Source organism: Streptomyces sp. 891-h (genome assembly GCF_022760275.1).
Classification (GTDB): Bacteria; Actinomycetota; Actinomycetes; order Streptomycetales; family Streptomycetaceae; genus Streptomyces; species Streptomyces spirodelae.
This window is the reverse complement of record NZ_CP050693.1, coordinates 2,104,030-2,122,515: the sequence shown is the minus strand read 5'-3', so window position 1 is coordinate 2,122,515 and position 18,486 is coordinate 2,104,030. Positions and strand designations below refer to the sequence as shown.

Annotated in this window: 20 protein-coding genes and 3 tRNA genes; 16 read left to right on the top strand and 7 right to left on the bottom strand. The window is 71.4% G+C overall.

All coding sequences use genetic code 11. The annotated features are described in order from the left end of the window. Window positions 1-118 precede the first annotated feature (118 nt). From HC362_RS08920 to HC362_RS08900, 5 genes are all read left to right on the top strand, one after another. Window positions 119-910: a fumarylacetoacetate hydrolase family protein gene (locus HC362_RS08920; protein WP_243083356.1), complete on the top strand. Its 792-nt coding sequence runs from the start codon at window positions 119-121 to the stop codon at window positions 908-910. Further along, window positions 900-2,405, top strand: coding sequence for a glutamate--tRNA ligase (gene gltX / locus HC362_RS08915; RefSeq protein WP_243083355.1), 1,506 nt, complete (start codon window positions 900-902; stop codon window positions 2,403-2,405). Before HC362_RS08920 ends, gltX begins: the two co-directional genes overlap by 11 nt. Before the next feature lie 165 nt (window positions 2,406-2,570). Then, a tRNA-Gln gene (locus tag HC362_RS08910) sits at window positions 2,571-2,642 on the top strand. A 46-nt stretch (window positions 2,643-2,688) separates the two neighbouring features. Further along, window positions 2,689-2,761, top strand: a tRNA-Glu gene (locus HC362_RS08905). Between the two features lie 33 nt (window positions 2,762-2,794). Continuing rightward, window positions 2,795-2,867 (top strand) — tRNA-Glu (locus HC362_RS08900). A gap of 59 nt (window positions 2,868-2,926) precedes the next feature. Here the strand turns inward: HC362_RS08900 and HC362_RS08895 are convergent. Beyond that, window positions 2,927-3,568 (bottom strand): MerR family transcriptional regulator, encoded by a 642-nt coding sequence (locus tag HC362_RS08895; RefSeq protein WP_243083354.1) that lies wholly within the window; start codon window positions 3,566-3,568, stop codon window positions 2,927-2,929. Window positions 3,569-3,670: 102 nt separating this feature from the next. On the opposite strand from HC362_RS08895, the gene HC362_RS08890 reads away from it, so the two are divergent. Continuing rightward, the gene (locus HC362_RS08890) at window positions 3,671-4,159 is read left to right on the top strand and encodes a DUF4188 domain-containing protein (protein WP_243083353.1); all 489 of its coding nucleotides are present in this window, start codon (window positions 3,671-3,673) and stop codon (window positions 4,157-4,159) included. Between the two features lie 124 nt (window positions 4,160-4,283). Here the strand turns inward: HC362_RS08890 and ndgR are convergent, their stop codons facing one another. Next, window positions 4,284-5,000, bottom strand: coding sequence for an IclR family transcriptional regulator NdgR (ndgR, locus tag HC362_RS08885; protein ID WP_099884559.1), 717 nt, complete (start codon window positions 4,998-5,000; stop codon window positions 4,284-4,286). 166 nt (window positions 5,001-5,166) lie between these two features. On the opposite strand from ndgR, the gene leuC reads away from it, so the two are divergent. The 4 genes from leuC (at window position 5,167) to HC362_RS08865 (ending at window position 8,530) form a co-directional block, all read left to right on the top strand. Further along, complete coding sequence (leuC, locus tag HC362_RS08880) at window positions 5,167-6,591, top strand: 3-isopropylmalate dehydratase large subunit (RefSeq protein WP_243083352.1); 1,425 nt, start codon at window positions 5,167-5,169, stop codon at window positions 6,589-6,591. Between the two features lie 40 nt (window positions 6,592-6,631). After that, on the top strand, window positions 6,632-7,225 hold the full coding sequence (leuD, locus tag HC362_RS08875) for a 3-isopropylmalate dehydratase small subunit (protein WP_243083351.1): 594 nt from the start codon (window positions 6,632-6,634) through the stop codon (window positions 7,223-7,225). A 296-nt stretch (window positions 7,226-7,521) separates the two neighbouring features. Then, complete coding sequence (locus HC362_RS08870; protein ID WP_243083350.1) at window positions 7,522-7,776, top strand: hypothetical protein; 255 nt, start codon at window positions 7,522-7,524, stop codon at window positions 7,774-7,776. Window positions 7,777-7,900: 124 nt separating this feature from the next. Further along, a complete protein-coding gene (locus tag HC362_RS08865) occupies window positions 7,901-8,530 on the top strand; it encodes an HU family DNA-binding protein (protein ID WP_243083349.1) in 630 nt (209 codons plus the stop codon). Window positions 8,531-8,779: 249 nt separating this feature from the next. Here HC362_RS08865 and HC362_RS08860 read toward each other — a convergent pair whose 3' ends face one another. After that, window positions 8,780-8,983 carry a hypothetical protein gene (locus tag HC362_RS08860; protein WP_209267777.1) on the bottom strand — a complete coding sequence of 68 codons (204 nt, stop codon included), beginning with the start codon at window positions 8,981-8,983 and terminating at the stop codon, window positions 8,780-8,782. A 9-nt stretch (window positions 8,984-8,992) separates the two neighbouring features. Further along, complete coding sequence (gene cofC, locus HC362_RS08855; RefSeq protein ID WP_243083348.1) at window positions 8,993-9,634, bottom strand: 2-phospho-L-lactate guanylyltransferase; 642 nt, start codon at window positions 9,632-9,634, stop codon at window positions 8,993-8,995. Between the two features lie 279 nt (window positions 9,635-9,913). Between cofC and HC362_RS08850 the strand changes: the two genes are divergently transcribed. The 3 genes from HC362_RS08850 (at window position 9,914) to HC362_RS08840 (ending at window position 13,106) form a co-directional block, all read left to right on the top strand. Beyond that, complete coding sequence (locus HC362_RS08850) at window positions 9,914-10,768, top strand: lysophospholipid acyltransferase family protein (RefSeq protein ID WP_243083347.1); 855 nt, start codon at window positions 9,914-9,916, stop codon at window positions 10,766-10,768. Continuing rightward, window positions 10,765-11,811 carry an NAD(P)H-dependent glycerol-3-phosphate dehydrogenase gene (locus tag HC362_RS08845; protein ID WP_279240080.1) on the top strand — a complete coding sequence of 349 codons (1,047 nt, stop codon included), beginning with the start codon at window positions 10,765-10,767 and terminating at the stop codon, window positions 11,809-11,811. The genes HC362_RS08850 and HC362_RS08845 overlap by 4 nt, the downstream gene beginning before the upstream one ends. Window positions 11,812-11,969: 158 nt before the next feature. After that, a complete protein-coding gene (locus HC362_RS08840; protein WP_243083346.1) occupies window positions 11,970-13,106 on the top strand; it encodes a D-alanine--D-alanine ligase family protein in 1,137 nt (378 codons plus the stop codon). 67 nt (window positions 13,107-13,173) lie between these two features. Here HC362_RS08840 and HC362_RS08835 read toward each other — a convergent pair whose 3' ends face one another. Together HC362_RS08835 and HC362_RS08830 are read right to left on the bottom strand one after the other, a co-directional pair. Further along, complete coding sequence (locus tag HC362_RS08835; RefSeq protein ID WP_243083345.1) at window positions 13,174-13,653, bottom strand: DUF3515 domain-containing protein; 480 nt, start codon at window positions 13,651-13,653, stop codon at window positions 13,174-13,176. 65 nt (window positions 13,654-13,718) lie between these two features. After that, window positions 13,719-13,952, bottom strand: coding sequence for an Lrp/AsnC ligand binding domain-containing protein (locus HC362_RS08830; RefSeq protein ID WP_019355801.1), 234 nt, complete (start codon window positions 13,950-13,952; stop codon window positions 13,719-13,721). Window positions 13,953-14,208: 256 nt separating this feature from the next. On the opposite strand from HC362_RS08830, the gene HC362_RS08825 reads away from it, so the two are divergent. Both HC362_RS08825 and thiD read left to right on the top strand, forming a co-directional pair. Further along, window positions 14,209-15,255, top strand: coding sequence for a thiamine-phosphate kinase (locus tag HC362_RS08825; protein ID WP_243083344.1), 1,047 nt, complete (start codon window positions 14,209-14,211; stop codon window positions 15,253-15,255). A 13-nt stretch (window positions 15,256-15,268) separates the two neighbouring features. Beyond that, window positions 15,269-16,120 (top strand): bifunctional hydroxymethylpyrimidine kinase/phosphomethylpyrimidine kinase, encoded by an 852-nt coding sequence (gene thiD / locus HC362_RS08820; protein WP_243083343.1) that lies wholly within the window; start codon window positions 15,269-15,271, stop codon window positions 16,118-16,120. 145 nt (window positions 16,121-16,265) lie between these two features. Here the strand turns inward: thiD and rpmB are convergent, their stop codons facing one another. Next, window positions 16,266-16,451 (bottom strand): 50S ribosomal protein L28, encoded by a 186-nt coding sequence (gene rpmB / locus HC362_RS08815; protein ID WP_016470082.1) that lies wholly within the window; start codon window positions 16,449-16,451, stop codon window positions 16,266-16,268. A gap of 281 nt (window positions 16,452-16,732) precedes the next feature. On the opposite strand from rpmB, the gene HC362_RS08810 reads away from it, so the two are divergent. Next, a complete protein-coding gene (locus HC362_RS08810) occupies window positions 16,733-18,448 on the top strand; it encodes a DAK2 domain-containing protein (RefSeq protein ID WP_243083342.1) in 1,716 nt (571 codons plus the stop codon). Window positions 18,449-18,486 lie beyond the last annotated feature (38 nt).

The following is an 18,486-nucleotide window of genomic DNA, read 5'->3' as shown; positions in this document are numbered from 1 at the left end:
CGGGGTGCCCCTGGTACGCACAATCGCGCTGCCCAGCCGATGGCACCCCGCCAGTGCGGTTGCGGTGGGTGGAATACGCTGGGCTCCAGCCCAGTGACCCCCGCATCGAAGGACCCCCGTGCGCATCGCAAGATTCTCTCTGGACGGAACCGTAGGGTTCGGCGTCGTCGAGGGCGAGCCCTCATCCCCTGAGGGCCCCGTCCTCGACATCATCAAGGGCCACCCCTTCGCAGAGTTCGAGCGCACCGGACAGAAGCTCCCCATGCGGGACGAGAAGGTCCGCATCCTGCCGCCCACCCTGCCCAACAAGGTGGTGGCGATCGGCAGGAACTACGCCGAACACGCCAAGGAGCTCGGCAACGAGGTGCCCGAGACCCCGGTGACCTTCCTCAAGCCGTCCACCGCGGTGATCGGTCCCAACGACCCGATCGGCTACCCCTCCTTCTCCCAGGAGCTGCACCACGAGGCGGAGCTGGCCGTGGTCATCGGCCGGCTGTGCAAGGACGTGCCCCGCGAGCGCGCCAAGGACGTCATCCTGGGCTACACCTGCGCCAACGACATCACCGCGCGCGATGTGCAGCGCACGGAGAACCAGTGGGCCCGCGCCAAGGGCTTCGACGGCTCCTGTCCGCTGGGCCCCTGGACGGAGACCGAGCTGGACCCGTCGGACATCGGCATCATGTGCACCGTCAACGGCGAACAGCGCCAGCTGGGCCGCACCAGCGAGATGATCCGGCCCATCGAGGACCTGATCGTCCACATCACCCAGGCCATGACCCTGCTGCCGGGTGACGTCATCCTCACCGGCACCCCCGCGGGCGTCGGCCCCCTGAACGTCGGCGACGAGGTCGCCGTCACCATCGAAGGAATCGGCACTCTCACCAATAAGGTGATCAAGCGTGACTACTGAGTTCTCCGGAGGGGAAGGGACCGCGGACACGGACGTCCGCGTACGTTTCTGTCCCTCCCCGACCGGTAACCCCCATGTGGGTCTGGTCCGTACCGCCCTGTTCAACTGGGCGTACGCCCGGCACACCGGCGGCACCCTGGTCTTCCGCATCGAGGACACCGACGCGGCCCGGGACTCGGAGGAGTCCTACGAGCAGCTGCTGGACGCGATGCGCTGGCTGGGTCTCGACTGGGACGAGGGCCCCCAGGTGGGCGGTCCGCACGGTCCCTACCGGCAGTCGCAGCGGATGGACATCTACGCGGACGTCGCGCGCAAGCTGCTGGACGGCGGCTACGCCTACCCCTGCTACTGCACGGCCGAGGAGCTGGAGCAGCGCCGTGAGCAGGCCCGCAAGGAGGGGCGCCCCTCCGGCTACGACGGCCGCTGCCGCGAGCTGACCGGCGAGCAGATCGCCGCCTACGAGGCCGAGGGCCGCAGCCATGTCGTCCGGTTCCGGATGCCGGACGAGCCGATCACCTTCACCGACCTGGTACGCGGCGAGATCACCTTCCAGCCGGAGAACGTCACCGACTACGGCATCCTGCGTACCAACGGCGCCCCGCTGTACACGCTGGTCAACCCGGTCGACGACGCGCTGATGGACATCACGCACGTGCTGCGCGGCGAGGACCTGCTCTCCTCCACGCCCCGCCAGATCGCGCTCTACAAGGCGCTGATGGAGCTGGGCATCGCCAAGCGTGTCCCGGAGTTCGGACACCTGCCCTATGTCATGGGCGAGGGCAACAAGAAGCTCTCCAAGCGCGATCCGCAGTCCTCCCTCAACCTCTACCGGGAGCGGGGCTTCCTCCCCGAGGGCCTGCTCAACTACCTCTCCCTGCTGGGCTGGTCGATCGCCGAGGACCGGGACATCTTCTCCAGGGACGAGATGGTCGCCGCCTTCGACATCCACGAGGTGAACGCCAACCCGGCGCGCTTCGACCTGAAGAAGTGCGAGGCCATCAACGCCACTCACCTGCGCGAGATGCCGCTGAAGGACTTCGTCGCCGCCTGCGAGCCGTGGCTGAGGGCCCCGTACGCGCCGTGGCCAGAGGAGAACTTCTCCCAGCAGGCGTTCGAGGAGCTGGCCCCGCTGGCCCAGACCCGCCTCACCGTCCTGGCGGACATCACCGACAACGTCGACTTCCTCTTCCTGGACGAGCCCGTGTGGGACGAGAAGTCCTGGCAGAAGGCGATGAAGGAGGGCTCGGCCGACCTCCTGCGCACGGCCCGCACCAAGCTGGAGGGCGCCGACTGGAACTCTCCGGAGGCCCTCAAGGACGCCGTCCTGGCCGCCGGCGAGGAGCACGGCCTCAAGCTCGGCAAGGCCCAGGCCCCGGTCCGGGTGGCCGTCACCGGCCGCACGGTGGGTCTGCCCCTGTTCGAGTCCCTCCAGGTCCTGGGCAAGGACCGCTCCCTGGCCCGCGTCGACGCGGCCCTGGCCAAGCTCGGTTCGTAGCTGCCGAGGTGGGGACGGTGCCCCTCGGCGGGCGCCCGGAACTCGTTTTGGAGCACCGTCCTCGATCAGGTAATGTTCTTCCTGTCGCCGAACGGGGCAGGCCGCAAAGGCCGGAACCGGGAGGCGGTCACCCAGACAAAATCCCCACAGGGGGTTGCGTTTCGGTGGGCTATGGTGTAATTGGCAGCACGACTGATTCTGGTTCAGTTAGTCTAGGTTCGAGTCCTGGTAGCCCAGCAAGATCCGCGTTGTGTTCAGCAGTGTTCACCTTCTGCGAGATCGAGCCCCCGTTGTGTAGCGGCCTAGCACGCCGCCCTCTCAAGGCGGTAGCGCCGGTTCGAATCCGGTCGGGGGTACGGATCCTGCCCTTGCGGCCGGATCATGGTGAGGCCCCCGTTGTGTAGCGGCCTAGCACGCCGCCCTCTCAAGGCGGTAGCGCCGGTTCGAATCCGGTCGGGGGTACTCGATCACGAAGGCCCCGCACCCCAAGGTGCGGGGCCTTCGGCGTGTGCCGCTCGGTTTCAGTCCTCGAACCGCCGCGCGGACTCCTCCACGTGTGCCAGCCGCCGCAGGCTGAGCAGTACCGGCTCGTACAGCACGGTCAGCGCCACGCTCGCTTCCACCTGTGCCGCCCGGTCGGGAAAGCTCTCCAGCAGGTCCAGTTCGGCCTCCGCGGTGCGCTCGGCGGCCCGGGCGCACGTGGTCAGATGGTCCGCGTCACAGGGGTAGCCGAGGCGCGCCAGCGTCGCGACCGCCGCGGTCAGCGCCTGGCCGGGAGGGGAGTCGGGGCCTGCGGCCTGCCAGCCGAGCCGGTCGAGGAGGGCGCTCACCTCGCGCCGCGCTTGCTCCGTCTCGTCCGGTCCGCTCCCGTCCTGATCCGGCGGCACGGGTCCGGGCAGCGCCCAGGCCGCCGTCCCCAGCCGTTCGTGCTGGGAGAGCGACTCGTCGTCCACGGCGGCCAGCACCTCGCGAGCCGTCGCCACCGGCATCCGGCCCACCTGGATCAGCGCCCGGATCAGCCGCAGCCGGCGCAGGTGCTCCTCGCCGTACTCGGCCTGCGTGGCGGCGACCCTGCGGCCGCGCGGGAGCAGCCCTTCGCGCAAGTAGAACTTGATCGTCGCGATCGGGACGCCGCTGTGCTCGCTCAGCTGGGCCATGCGCATGGAACCGCTCCTGGAATTGTCTGGCGCCGAGTGTTGGAAAGTGGCACTATCCAATCATGCCGAAGCGCGGACCGCCCGCGCCGGAACGCACCAGGGGGACAGATGACATCTCGGATACTGAACGGTCGCAGGACGGCGGACACGGCAGGCGAAGTGACGGTCTTCCTGATCGGGATGCGCGTCAACCGGTTCCGCGCGGTGCGGCGTTGGCTTCCGGTGTTCGCGGCGATGCCGAGGATGCTGCGCGAGCTGCGCGCCGACCCCGAGGCGGGGCTGCTCGACAGCAGGCTGGTCACCAGCGGGCCGCGCGAGTTCGGGGTGATCCAGCACTGGGAGTCGACGGAGAAGCTGCTGGCGTACGCGGCCGCCACGGACCGTGAGCACCGGCCCGCGTGGGCCGCCTTCAACCGCCGGGCCCGGGACGCCAAGGGCGCGGTGGGCATCTGGCACGAGACCTACGTCGTACCGGCCGGGTCACACGAGAGCATCTACGTCGACATGCCGCCCTACGGCCTGGCGGCCGCGCACGGCAGCGCTCCGGTGGGGCGGCGGAACGACCGCGCGGGACAGCGGCTGACGGCCGCGTCCTGAAGGCCCTGACGGGCCCGCCGGGCGGCCGCTCCTCCGCGGTGTCGGGTTGTCCTCGGGGATCCTCGTCGGTCCGGTCGCCGCACGGCTGCTCACGCGGTCCGCTCAGCCTCGCAGGGACCCGGTCTCAGCCCGGTCGGCGCAGCGATTCGCTGAGGCGGGCAGCGGCGTCCACGATGGCCTGGGCGTGCATCCGTCCCGGGTGCCGGGTCAGTCGCTCGATGGGTCCGGATACCGAGACGGCCGCCACCACGCGGTTGGAGGGGCCGCGTACGGGCGCCGAGACGGAGGCGACGCCCGGTTCGCGCTCGCCGATCGACTGCGCCCAGCCCCGTCTCCGTACGCCCGAGAGCGCGGTGGCGGTGAACCGTGCGCCCTGCAGGCCGCGGTGCAGCCGCTCCGGTTCCTCCCAGGCCATCAGGATCTGCGCGGCGGAGCCCGCCTTCATGGGGAGGGTGGAGCCGACCGGCACCGTGTCGCGCAGGCCGGAGAGGCGCTCGGCGGCGGCCACGCAGATGCGCATATCGCCCTGGCGCCGGTAGAGCTGGGCGCTCTCGCCGGTCACATCGCGTAGGTGGGTGAGTACCGGGCCCGCCGCCGCGAGCAGCCGGTCCTCGCCCGCCGCCGCGGCCAGCTCGCCCAGCCGCGGCCCGAGGATGAAACGGCCCTGCATGTCGCGGGCCACCATGCGGTGGTGCTCGAGAGCCACCGCGAGCCGGTGCGCCGTGGGGCGCGCGAGACCGGTCGCTGAGACCAGCCCGGCGAGGGTGGCCGGACCGGACTCCAGAGCGCTCAGTACCAGAGCTGCCTTGTCGAGAACGCCGACGCCGCTAGAGTTGTCCATGCGTCGATACTCATGTCTCAGAGTGTGAAACGCAAGTTCAATTTTCCCGGCGACCCGCCAACCTTGAAGAACGGCCGCCGCTTCTCGGGGGTCCCCCCGGCTGAGGGCCGGGGGAGGAACTGGTCTCGACATGTGGTCGGCGGCGCTGCCGGCCGGAGGGAATGCGATGGGACGCACACTCGCGGAAAAAGTCTGGGACGACCATGTCGTCAGGCGTGTGGAAGGCGAGCCGGACCTTCTCTTCATCGATCTGCACTTGCTCCACGAGGTGACCAGTCCCCAGGCTTTCGACGGACTCCGCAAGGCGGGCCGTGCCGTACGGCGCACGGACCTGACCCTCGCGACCGAGGACCACAACACCCCGACCCTCGACATCGACAAGCCGATCGCCGACCCGGTCTCGCGCACCCAGTTGGAGACCCTGCGCAAGAACTGCGCGGATTTCGGGGTTCGCCTGCACCCGCTCGGTGACGTCGAACAGGGCGTCGTACACGTCGTCGGACCGCAGCTCGGGCTGACCCAGCCCGGGATGACGGTGGTCTGCGGCGACAGCCACACCTCCACCCATGGCGCTTTCGGCGCGCTCGCCTTCGGCATCGGCACCTCCCAGGTCGAGCACGTGCTCGCCACCCAGACGCTGCCCATGGCGCCGTTCAGGACCATGGCGGTCACCGTGAACGGCGAGCTGCCCGAGGACGTCACCGCCAAGGATCTGATTCTCGCCATCATCGCCAAGATCGGCACCGGCGGTGGTCAGGGCTATGTGATCGAGTACCGCGGCGAGGCCATCGAGAAGCTGTCGATGGAGGCGCGGATGACGATCTGCAACATGTCCATCGAGGCGGGGGCGCGCGCCGGGATGATCGCCCCGGACGAGACCACCTTCGCCTACGTCCAGGGCCGCGAGCACGCCCCCCAGGGCGCGGACTGGGACGAGGCCGTCGCCTACTGGAAGACGCTGCGCACCGACGAGGACGCCGTCTTCGACCACGAGGTCGTCATCGACGCTTCCGAGCTGGCACCGTTCGTCACCTGGGGCACCAACCCGGGACAGGGTGCCCCGCTGTCGCACTCGGTGCCCGACCCGGCCTCCTTCCAGGACGCCAGCGAGCGGTACGCGGCCGAGAAGGCGCTGGACTACATGGGCCTGAGCGCGGGTCAGCCGCTGCGCGAGGTCGCCGTCGACACCGTCTTCGTCGGCTCGTGCACCAACGGCCGTATCGAGGACCTGCGTTCGGCCGCCGCCGTGCTGGAGGGCCGCAAGGTGGCCGACGGCGTGCGGATGCTGGTCGTACCCGGCTCCGTGCGGGTCGCGCTCCAGGCCGTCGAGGAAGGGCTGGACAAGGTGTTCACCGCGGCGGGCGCCGAGTGGCGGCACGCCGGCTGCTCGATGTGCCTGGGCATGAACCCCGACCAGCTCCAGCCGGGTGAGCGCGCCGCCTCCACCTCGAACCGCAACTTCGAGGGCCGGCAGGGCAAGGGCGGGCGCACCCATCTGGTATCGCCGCAGGTCGCTGCGGCGACAGCGGTACTGGGCCACCTGGCCTCGCCCGCCGACCTGGCCGACGTCCGCGAGCCGGCTGTCGCCTGACGGGCCGACGGACCGAGGAATCCGAAGGGATACGGAAGACATGGAAGCCTTCACCACACACACCGGCCGGGCCGTCCCGCTGCGCCGCAGCAACGTCGACACCGACCAGATCATCCCGGCCCACTGGCTCAAGAAGGTCACCCGCGACGGTTTCGAGGACGGCCTGTTCGAGGCGTGGCGCAAGGACCCGGAGTTCGTGCTCAACCAGCCGGCCCACCAGGGCGCCACGGTGCTGGTCGCCGGGCCCGACTTCGGTACCGGCTCCTCGCGTGAGCACGCCGTCTGGGCGCTGCAGAACTACGGCTTCAAGGCCGTCATCTCCTCGCGGTTCGCCGACATCTTCCGGGGCAACTCGCTCAAGAACGGCCTGCTCACAGTGGTGCTGCCGCAGGAGACGGTGGACGCGCTGTGGGAGCTGACCGAGGCGGACCCGGCCACCGAGGTGACCGTGGACCTGGTGAGCCGCAAGGTGGTGGCGCCCGGCGTCGAGGCGGACTTCGAACTGGACGAGAACGCCCGTTGGAGGCTGCTGGAGGGGCTGGACGACATCAGCCTCACCCTGAAGAACGAGGACGCCATCGCGGAATTCGAGAAGTCGCGGGCCTCCTTCAAACCGCGCACGCTGGCCGCCTGAGCTCTCCCTGGCAAGCGTCCCGCAGCACCACCGCGCCCCCGCCGCACCCGGCGGGGGCGCGGTGGTGTTGTGCGGCACGTGTGCGCGCACGCGTGCGCTGACGATTGACGTGAATTAGTCTTGACGTCGGCTCCTGTCGCACTAAGGCACAGTGTTGTTCGCGACTCGCCCGCACGACTCGCCGGGAGGTGTCAACAAAGGCTCTGCCCAGTGGAGTTGGCGCTCACACCTGGCGCATTCCCGCCTAGGCTGACCCGCTGGAAGCGACAACTCATCCCAGATGGCACAATCACCGCATGGAACGCGACGGTCAACTGGAGCTCTACGACCGACTCGCCGCCCGACTCAAGGAAGCGCACTCCCGGGTGTGCTCCCCGCAAATTCCGCAGAGCGCACGGGTGCCGCTGACCCGGAAGCTGCTCGTCATCACCGCGGCTTCCAAACACGATCTCGCCGACGCCGAACGGCGTCTGGAGCGCCTGATGGCCGACGTCGACGAGGGGCGATTCAGCTCCGGCCAAGGGGACGTGTGCGCGGACGGAACTCCGTGACGGGCGAGTTCGTTGCGGCACAAGGGTGATTCGCCCGTTTCGTGTTTGATTTGCGGTATATATCTGCCTAACGTGCGAAAAAGCTGAACACATTCGTTCCGGCAATGTCTCCGAAGGGGAAGACGTGAACAAGGCGCAGCTCGTTGAAGCTATCCAAGATGACCTCGGTGGACGCCAGCAGGCCGCGGATGCGGTCGATGTAGTCCTGGACGCGATCGTTCGTGCGGTCGTCGCCGGTGAGCGTGTTTCGGTCACCGGCTTCGGCTCTTTCGAGAAGGTCGACCGCCCGGCCCGTTACGCCCGCAATCCGCAGACCGGCGAGCGGGTCCGGGTGAAGAAGACCTCCGTGCCGCGCTTCCGCGCGGGTGCGGGCTTCAAGGACCTGGTGAGCGGGGCGAAGAAGCTCCCCAAGAACGATGTCGCGGTCAAGAAGGCCCCCAAGGGCAGCCTCTCCGGTGGCACCGCCACCAAGAAGGCCACGGCCAAGAAGGCGGGCGCCAAGAAGACGACCGCGAAGAAGGCCACGCCGGCCAAGAAGACCACGGCCAAGAAGACCACCCCGGCGAAGAAGACCACGGCCAAGAAGGCTCCGGCGAAGACCACCGCCGCCAAGAAGACGACGGCGAAGAAGGCCCCCGCCAAGACCACCGCCAAGAAGGCCCCGGCGCGCAAGAGCACCGCCACCAAGGCGCCCGCGCGCAAGACGGCCGCCCGCAAGACCACCGCCAAGAAGACCACGTCGCGGCGGCGGTAACCCGCCTCGCGGGTCAGCTGAGGAATCGATCCCTCCCATGTGGCGGCGCCGCCGTCGACAGAGCAGGGGATCCACCCCGGTCCCACAGCCGGGAGAGAACGCGGCCCTCACGGGCCGTCACGCCAGCGCCGGGCCGGGCTCCCTCGGGGGAGCCCGGCCCGCGGCGTTCGCGCTGCTGAGAACGGCCGTACGACAGCCATCGCAGCGGCCGAAGCGGGCCGCGGGGGCCTCACCGCGCGGCCGCGCGCCTCACAGGGTCTGGAGCGTCACCAGGGTGATACGGCGGTCGTCCCGCTCGCCCTCGACCTCGATACGGACCCGCTGGCCGGGACGGAGCAGGCGCAGCCCGCCCGCGTCGAAGGCGGGGGCCTCGAAGGGAAGCGGGGTGCCGTCGTCCAGCAGCACGCTGCCGGACCGCGACTGAGGGTCGTAGGTGTACGCCGTGGCCTGCATACCGGCAGCCTAGCGGCCCGGCTCCGGGACGGGCCCGGCCAGGAGCGCCGAGGTGGAACCGCCGACTCCCAGCTCCAGCGCGGTGCGCAGATCCTCGGGCGTATCCACGTCCTGGCGCACACTCGCCACCCCCGTCACCGGGAGTTCCACGGCGCCGGACGCCCGGTGCCGGGCCCGGGAAGGGCCGCCGAAAGCGGGGGAAAGCTCAGTCCGTGGCAGGGCCGTCAGCACAGTTGTGCCGATTTCCGCGGCGTCCGGAAGAAAAGCACGGGAAAATCCGGAAGCCGCATTCAGTACCCGTTCCAATTCCGCAGGCCGCAGGGCCGGCAGATCCGCGTTGAGCGCCGCGACGGGCGTATCGGGCTCCGCGGCGCGTGCCGCGGCCGCTCCGTGCGCGAGCGCGGCGTTGAGCCCGTCGCCCGGCAGATCGGGCACCGTGCGTGCCCCCAGGGCCCGCAGTTCGCCCGCCGCCAGTGAATCGTCAGTGACAACCACCACACCGCGCACCGCCGCACACTCCAGGGCCGCGCGCACGGTGTCCTGTGCGAACGCCAGCGCGAGCTCGGGCACAGGGAGGCCCTCCGGGGCTCCCGCCAGCCGACTCTTGGCCCGGAAGAGAGGCTTCAGCGGCACCACGAGAGTCCACGTCACGGGCGTCACGTATGGCTGCATCGGCCCCATTCTCGCCTGCCCGCGAGCGGCGGACCGGGGGTGGGGTTACCGTGTGCCACACAGCCGGGCACGGACAGTGTGCTCGACAGTGAGGCAGTCCGCGGCGACACTTGTGCGGTTGTCGATTTGCCCCCAGAGGAAGGGCCCCACAAGGAGCCCCCTAAGGAGATGGTGTCCGGGTGTCCCGCCAAACCGTGTCCGCCCCGGGAGCAACCCCAGGACCCTCGGCAGGAAAAGCCGAGCCGAAGGGGGAGTGCAATGCCGGGGAGTGACGGTAAACGCAGGAAGATCGGCTTCTGGTACCGCTTGGCGGCGTTCCTGCTGAAACCCCCGCTGATCCTGCTCTTCAAGCGGGACTGGCGCGGAGTGGAGCACATTCCGCAGGACGGCGGCTTTATCACCGTCGTCAACCACAACTCGTATCTCGACCCGCTCTCCTACGCCCACTTCCAGTACAACACCGGCCGGGTCCCGCGGTTCCTGGCCAAGGTGGGTCTGTTCAAGGGCGGCTTCGTGGGCGCCGCGATGCGCGGCACCGGGCAGATTCCGGTCTACCGCGAGTCGGCCGACGCGGTGGGCGCCTTCCGGGCCGCTGTGGAGGCCATCGAGAAGGGCGAGTGCGTCGCCTTCTACCCGGAGGGCACCCTCACCCGCGACCCGCAGATGTGGCCGATGACCGGCAAGACCGGCGCCGCCCGGGTCGCGCTGCTGACCAGGGCGCCCGTCATCCCCGTCGCCCAGTGGGGCGCCAACCTGGCGATGCCGCCCTACGCCAAGGAGAAGAAGCTCAGGCTCTTCCCCCGCAAAACCCTGATCGTGCAGGCGGGACCGCCGCTGGACCTGTCCGCGTACTACGACCGCGAGCCCACCGCCGAGGTGCTTCGCGAGGTCACCGACGTCATGATGGACGCCGTCACCGAGCAGCTCGCCGCCGTCCGCGGCGAGCCGGCGCCCGCCGAGCGGTTCGACATGCGCAAGGCGGCGGTCCAAAGGCGCGAGCAGCGGGCCGCCCGGGAGCGCCCGGCCCAGCTGCGCGGGGCTGACGGACAGCAGGAGCCGGCCGGTCAGGCGCCGGCCACAGCCGAGGCGGCAGAGGGAGAGAAGAACGCGTGAGCCGGCAGGACGGGCAGCAGGACCGGCGGCAAGGGGAACAGCGCAGGAAGGCCGCCGTGTTCGGCACCGGTTCCTGGGGCACCGCCTTCGCGATGGTGCTCGCCGACGCCGGGGTCGAGGTGACCCTGTGGGGCCGCAGGGCCGAGGTCGTCGAGCAGATCAACACCACGCGCCGGAACCCCGGATACCACCCCGACACCGAGCTCCCGGCCCGGGTGCGGGCCACCACCGACCCGGCTGAGGCCGCCCGGGACGCGGAGTTCACGGTGCTCTCCGTACCGTCCCAGACCCTCCGCGCCAACCTGGAGTCCTGGCGCGGGCTGCTGCACCCCGGCACGGTGCTCGTCTCCCTGATGAAGGGGATCGAACTGGGCACCGCCAAGCGGATGAGCGAGGTCATCGAGGAGGTGGCCGGTGTCCCCGCCGAGCGGGTTGCCGTACTGACAGGGCCGAACCTCGCCCGCGAGATCGCCGCGCGCCAGCCGGCCGCCGCCGTTGCCGCCTGCGCGGACGAGGAGGCGGCACGCGCGCTGCAGGGCGCCTGCCACACCCCGTACTTCCGGCCCTACACCAGCACCGACGTGGTCGGCTGCGAGCTGGGCGGTGCCGTCAAGAACGTCATCGCGCTGGCCGTGGGCATCGCCGACGGGATGGGCCTGGGCGACAACTCCAAGGCGTCGCTGATCACCCGGGGCCTGGCCGAGACCACCCGGCTCGGCCTCGCCATGGGCGCCGAGGCCCACACCTTCGCCGGTCTCGCCGGGATGGGCGACCTGGTGGCCACCTGCTCCTCGCCGCTGTCGCGCAACCACACCTTCGGCACCAACCTGGGCCGGGGCATGACCCTGGAGGAGACGATCGCGGTCACCGAGCAGACCGCTGAGGGCGTCAAGTCCTGCCAGTCCGTGCTGGACCTGGCGCGCCGGCACGGGGTGGAGATGCCGATCACCGAGACGGTGGTGGAGATCGTCCACAAGGGAAAGCCGCCGCTGGTGGCGCTGAAGGAACTGATGGCTCGCAGCGCCAAGCCGGAGAACGGGTAGCCGCCTGTTCCGGTCCGATGAAGGGGTGCCCCTTCCTGTCGTACGCGGGCTGTCCGTCCGCAGTGCCCCCAGGGGAGCAGTTCCCCGCGCCCCTTCGGGCGCGGCACAAGGTGTCGGCGGAGTGCCGGGGTGGCGGGACGCGGTAAAGTCCCAGCGATATGAGCAGCCAGAGCCCCGCCCCCAAGCCCCGAGTCGCCGTCGTCTTCGGCGGACGCAACTCAGAGCACCAGATCTCCGTCCTCACGGCCGGCGCGGTGCTCAGCGCCATCGACCGCGACAAGTACGAGGTGCTGCCCATCGGCATCACCGCGGACGGCCGCTGGGCGCTGGCGGCCGACGACCCGGCCCGGATGGCCATCGAGGACCGCGAGCTGCCCACCGTCGAGCAGCTCTCCGAGTCGGACACCGGCGGCGTGCTGCTGCCCGTCTCGCCCGGCAGCCGCGAGGTCGTGCACACCGAGCCGGGGCAGGTGCCCAAGGCGCTGGGTGAGATCGACGTCGTCTTCCCTGTGCTGCACGGGCCGTACGGCGAGGACGGGACCCTGCAGGGGATGCTGGAGCTGGCCGGGGTGCCCTATGTCGGCTCGGGTGTGCTCTCCTCGGCCGTCGGCATGGACAAGGAGTACATGAAGCGGATCTTCACCTCCTTCGGGCTGCCGGTCGGCCCCTATGTCACCGTCCGGCCCCGGGAGTGGGAGACCGATCCGGCCGCGGCGCGCAAGAAGATCGTCGACTTCGCCTCCGAGCAGGGCTGGCCGGTGTTCGTGAAGCCGGCGCGGGCCGGCTCCTCCATGGGCATCACCAAGGTCGAAGGGCTGGGCGGGCTGGACGAGGCCGTGGAGACGGCGCGGCGCCACGATCCGAAGATCATCGTGGAGTCCCTGCTGCGCGGCCGGGAGATCGAGTGCGGCGTCCTGGAGTTCGAGGACGGCCCGCGTGCCAGCGTCCCCGCCGAGATCCCGCCGGTCAGCAACCACGACTTCTACGACTTCGAGGCCAAGTACATCGACTCCGCCTCCGGCATCGTGCCGGCGCCGCTGACCGAGGAGCAGACGGCGCGGGTGCGGGAGCTGGCCGTACGCGCCTTCGAGGCCGCCTCCTGCGAGGGGCTGGTGCGGGCCGACTTCTTCCTGGGCGAGGACGGCGAGTTCGTCATCAACGAGATCAACACGATGCCGGGATTCACCCCCATCTCGATGTATCCGCGGATGTGGCAGGAGACCGGGGTCAGCTACCCCGAATTGGTCGACCGCCTCATCCAGTCGGCCCTCAACCGCCCCACCGGCCTGCGGTAGGCGCTGGGGCGCTGGGTGGGGGCGTTGAGTGGGCGCTGACGCCGCCGGGGGCGCTCCGTGACTCCGGTCAGAGCTGCCGCTTCGGCACCGTGCGCCGGACCGGGTCGCTCAGATCGGCGAGCGCCTCGGCCTCGGGCGCGTAGTCGTCGGGCACGGTCAACTCGACGTTGGCGACGCGGTCGGTCGTGGTGAAGCGGTAACCGCCGTCCTGCTTCTCGATCAGCCAGGAGACCCCGTTCACCTCCGCCGCGTCGGCTGTGGGGTTGTACTCTTCGTCACCTGGGGTGAGCTTGGCGGGCCTGGGCACGCCGCAGCGCAGCTCGATGGCCGGGTCGCCCCACACCGCGGTGTAGTCGGAGGCGGGGTCGGCCTCGCCACGCCGCTGCCCGTCCACACGCGCGGGCAGTGCGTCGTGCAGTGCACGGCAGACCTTCGCCGCCCTGCCGGAGGGGCTGGGCGGGGTGGGACCCGTCTGGCCTGTGACCGAACAGCCCGCCGTGAGCAGGGCCGACGGAACCAGGAGCGCGCCCAGGGCCGCAGCGGGCACGGTCCGGAGGGAACGAGGGGAGGCAGCCCGGCGTCGAATGCTCACCGGGCGAGCATACGGGGGGCCTAGAGATGGACGATCGGGCAGGTCAGCGTGCGGGTGATGCCCTCCACCTGCTGCACCTTGGCGACCACCATGCGGCCGAGGTCGTCCATCGTCTCCGCGCGGGCACGCACGATCACATCGTACGGACCCGTTACATCCTCGGCCTGGATCACGCCGGGGATCTTGGAGACGATCTCCGCGACGGTCGAAGCCTTGCCAACTTCGGTCTGAATCAAGACGTACGCCTGGACCACGGAACCTCCACGGGGGCTGCGAGGATCATGCGGGGCGAGAGAGAAACGCCACCGTACCGCGTCGCCCCCGCCACGGGGAGACCACAGCGCCGCCCTCGTGGCGGCCGGACGCACGGGCAGCAGGGGGCAGCGGCGGGGCGCGGACGGACCGGGGGCACCACGGCGGGTGGGGCAGCCGCCGGACGGACACGTACCACCGGCGGGTGGACGAGGCACGGGAGCACACGATGAGCGAAACGAGCGAAGGGGCAGAGCAATGCGGGATGTGAACGGCGGTACCGCGTCGGAGCCTGCGCACCCCGCGGCGGCCCCCTACGGGCCCGTTCCGGGGCGGACCAAGGGCACCGTGGGCGAACTGGGGGAGTTCGGCCTCATCCGGGAACTGACCTCCCGGCTGACCACAACCCCCGCGGTCCGGATCGGCCCCGGGGACGACGCGGCTGTGGTGGCCGCACCCGACCGGCGCGTGGTGGCCAGCACCGACATCCTCGTCGAGGGACGGCACTTCCGGCGCGACTGGTCGACCGCCTACGACGTGGGGCGCAAGGCCGCGGCGCAGAACATGGCCGACATCGCCGCCATGGGAGCGGTTCCCACCGCGCTGCTGCTCGGCCTGATGGTCCCCGCCGACCTCCCCGCGAACTGGCCCACCGAGCTGATGGACGGCATCCGGGACGAGGCGCAGGTCGCCGCCTCGGCCGTGGTCGGCGGCGACGTGGTGCGCGGCGACACCATCGCCGTCTCCATCACGGCCCTGGGCGATCTGCGCAACCGGGAGCCGGTCACCCGCTCCGGGGCGTGCGCAGGCGACGTCGTGGCCGTCACCGGTTGGCTGGGCTGGTCGGCGGCCGGGCACGCGGTGCTCTCCCGCGGCTTCCGCTCACCCCGCGCCTTCGTCGAGGCGCACCGCCGCCCCGAGCCCCCGTACCACGCCGGGCCCGCAGCCGCCGGGCTGGGCGCGACCGCGATGACCGACGTCAGCGACGGACTGGTGGCCGACCTCGGACACATCGCCGAGGCCAGCAAGGTCCGCATCGACCTGCGCTCCGCCGACCTGGACATCCCCGCGCAGATGGCCGACATCGGGCAGGCCGTCGGTGTCGACCCGCTCCAGTGGGTGCTCACCGGGGGAGAGGACCACGCCATCGTCGCCACCTTCCCGCGCGACCAGAAGCTCCCGGCGCGCTGGCGCGTCATCGGCGAGGTGCAGGGCGCCTCGGCGCGGCCGCGCGTCACCGTGGACGGCGCCCCCTGGGCCAAGGCCGGCGGCTGGGACCACTTCTCCGACGACGGGGAGCACTGAGTACGGTCGTCCCATGGACGATGTGAACTCCCGTGCGGGCGGTGCGCGCGTACAGCGCCCGGGGCCTCCCGGCCCGCCGCCCCGTGTGCTGACCGTCGCCGGGTCCGACTCCGGCGGCGGCGCCGGCATCCAGGCCGACCTGAAGACCATGCTGGCGCTCGGCACCCACGGCATGAGTGTGATCGCCGCCGTCACCGCGCAGAACTCCCTGGGCGTGCAGGGCTCTTGGGAGCTTCCGGCGGAGGCGGTCCGCGCGCAGTACCGCAGCGTCGTGGACGACATCGGGGTGCACGCCGTCAAGACCGGCATGCTGGCCTCGGCCGAGCTCGTGCAGACCGTCGCCGAACTGCTCGCCGGCACCGAGGCGCCGGTGGTCGTCGACCCGGTGGGGGTCTCCAAGCACGGGGACCCGCTGCTGGCCGCAGAGGCGGTGGACTCGCTGCGCGGCAAGCTGCTGCCCGTCGCCACCGTCGTCACCCCCAACCTCGACGAGGTGGCCCAGCTGACGGGCGTCCGGGTCGCCGACGAGACCGGGCTGCGCGAGGCCGCGGCCGCCGTGCTGGCCCACGGATCGCGCTGGGCCCTGATCAAGGGCGGGCACCTGCCGGGCGAGGCCGTGGACCTGCTCACCGACGGCAGCGAGGAGCACTGGCTGCGCGTGCCGCGTCACGACAACCGGCACACCCACGGCACGGGCTGCACCCTGGCCAGCGCGCTCGCCTCGTATCTGGCCAAGGGGCTGCCGGTGCCCGAGGCCGCACGGGCCGCCAAGGAGTACACGACGGGCGCCATCGCGGCGGGCTTCCCACTGGGCGCCGGACTGGGGCCCGTGGACCACGGGTGGCGGCTGGGCGAGCGCGGCTGAGCGCCCGCGCGTACGCGGCGGCGTACGGCTCCATGGAAACGCCCCGGACCTGCGGAAGCCTCCGGACACACAAAAACCGGCCCGCCTGTGCGGGCCGGTTCTGCGTTCGGCTCGGCGTGAGCCGCGCTGCGTTACGTCGAGGACGTCAGCGCGACACCTTGCCGGCCTTGATGCACGAGGTGCAGGCGTTGAGGCGCTTCGGCGTCCCGCCGACCACGGCACGCACGCGCTGGATGTTCGGGTTCCAGCGACGGCGGGTGCGGCGGTGCGAGTGGGAGATGTTGTTGCCGAACTCCGGCCCCTTGCCGCAGACGTCGCAGTTCGCAGCCACGGGTCACTCCAAAGACTTCAGATGCACGTACGGTGAATCCCGGCGACGCAGGACCAGATGACCGGCTGTGCCAGGGGGATCGTTACCGACCGGAACGAAACATCCGGATCAGGCAACCGGAGCAGCATACAACGGACGGTCTCGAACAGTGAAACCACGGCCTTCGTCCCGGTCCCGACCTGGGCTTCCGCCCGGCTCCCCACTAGCCTTCCCGCAACACAGCAGCCCCGGCCGCCCCACCGGTCGCCGGCCCGGCCGCCGCCCCGAAGGAGGTCCCGCACGTGCCGCTACCGCTCGACGCCGCCGCGGTACGCCGCTGGAGCGCCCTCGGCCGCGAGTCGCTGCGCGCTCATTGCGCGCGCATGGACGCCATCAACGTCTTCCCGGTCGCCGACGGTGACACCGGAACCAACCTGTCCCTCACCTTCGAGGCGGCGGTCGCGGCGCTCCCGGCCGGGGAGCCGACGGCAGCACAGCCGACGGCCGCCGAGGCGCTGCGTGCGATGGCGCGGGCCGCGCTGCTGGACGCCAGGGGCAACTCGGGCACCATCCTGGCCGAGTACCTGCGCGGTATGGCACAGGGCCTCGCGGCGGAGGGCGGCGAGCCGTCCGGGGCGCTGCCGCGCGCCCTGCGGTACGGGGCGCGTGCCGCGTACGCCGCTGTCGCGCACCCCGTCGAAGGCACGATGCTGACGGTGGCGGCGGCCGCCGCCGACGCCGCCGAGTCCGGGGGCGATCCAGCGGTCGCGGCGTACGAAGCGCTGGCCGCCACCCCCGGGAGGCTGGCGGCCCTGGCCCGTGCGGGCGTGGTGGACGCGGGCGGGCTGGGCCTGACGGCGCTGGTGACCGCGCTGTGGGCGGCGCTGGGCGAGCGCGTCCCCCAGCAGCCGGCGTCCGCGACGGCGCCTGGAGCGGTGCCCGGAGCGGCGCCCGGTACCGGCCCGGTGGCGTGCGCCGGAGCGGACCTGGCACCGGCGGTGTCCGTCGCCGACGGCTCGCCGCAGGCACCTTTCCACCCCGAGTTCGAGGTGATGTACCTGCTGGAGTCCGCCGACCCCGAGGCCGTCGACGCGCTGCGCGACCGGCTCGACCAGCTCGGGGACAGCCTGGTCATCGGCGGCGGCGAGGGACTGTGGAGCGTGCACGTCCACGTCGGCGACGCCGGGGCAGCCGTGGAGGCGGGCCTGGCGGCGGGACACCCGTACCGCATCCGCATCACCCACCTGCCGACCGCCGAGAGCGGCACCGGGGAAGCGGCGGCTGCCCAGGACGGCGCCGAGGGGGCCGTACGGGGCGGCGCACCCTGTGGCATCGCGGAGGAGACGCCCGAGCAGGGCACCCCGGCGCGTGCTGTCGTCGCCGTCGTGCCGGGGGACGGGCTGGCCGCGCTGTGCCGGCAGGCGGGTGCCGCCGTGCTGTCCGCGGCGGATGCCGTGCAGCAGGACGCGCTGGTCGCCGCGGTACGGGCGACGGGGGCCGCCGAGGTGGCGCTGCTGCCCAACGAGACCGAGCTGCACCCGGTGGCGGCGCGAGCGGCCGACGCGGCGCGCGCCGCTGGCGTCAGGTGCGCCGTCATCCCCACCCGGGCCGCCGTCCAGGGGCTCGCGGCGCTCGCCGTGCACCAGCCCGACCGCCGCTTCGACGAGGACGTCGTCACCATGACCTCGGCTGCCGGAGCCACCCGGTACGGCGAAGTGACCGTCGCCGAGCGGCAGTCGTGGACGACGGCCGGTGTCTGCCAGGCCGGGGACGTGCTCGGGCTCGTCGAGGGAGACGTGGCGGTGATCGGTGGCGACACCGTGCGGGTCGCCACCGAGGTGCTGGCCCGGATGCTGGCGGCCGGGGGAGAGCTGGTCACCCTCGTCGTCGGCGCGCGGGCCCCCGAGGGGCTCGCCACGGCGCTGGAGCACTATGTGCGCACCAGCCACCTCGCCGTGGACACGGTCGTCTACGAGGGTCGGCAGCAGGAGACACAGCTGCTGATCGGCGTCGAGTAGCCACTGTCGGCCGGCAGCTGCTCTCTCCTGGCGAGGAG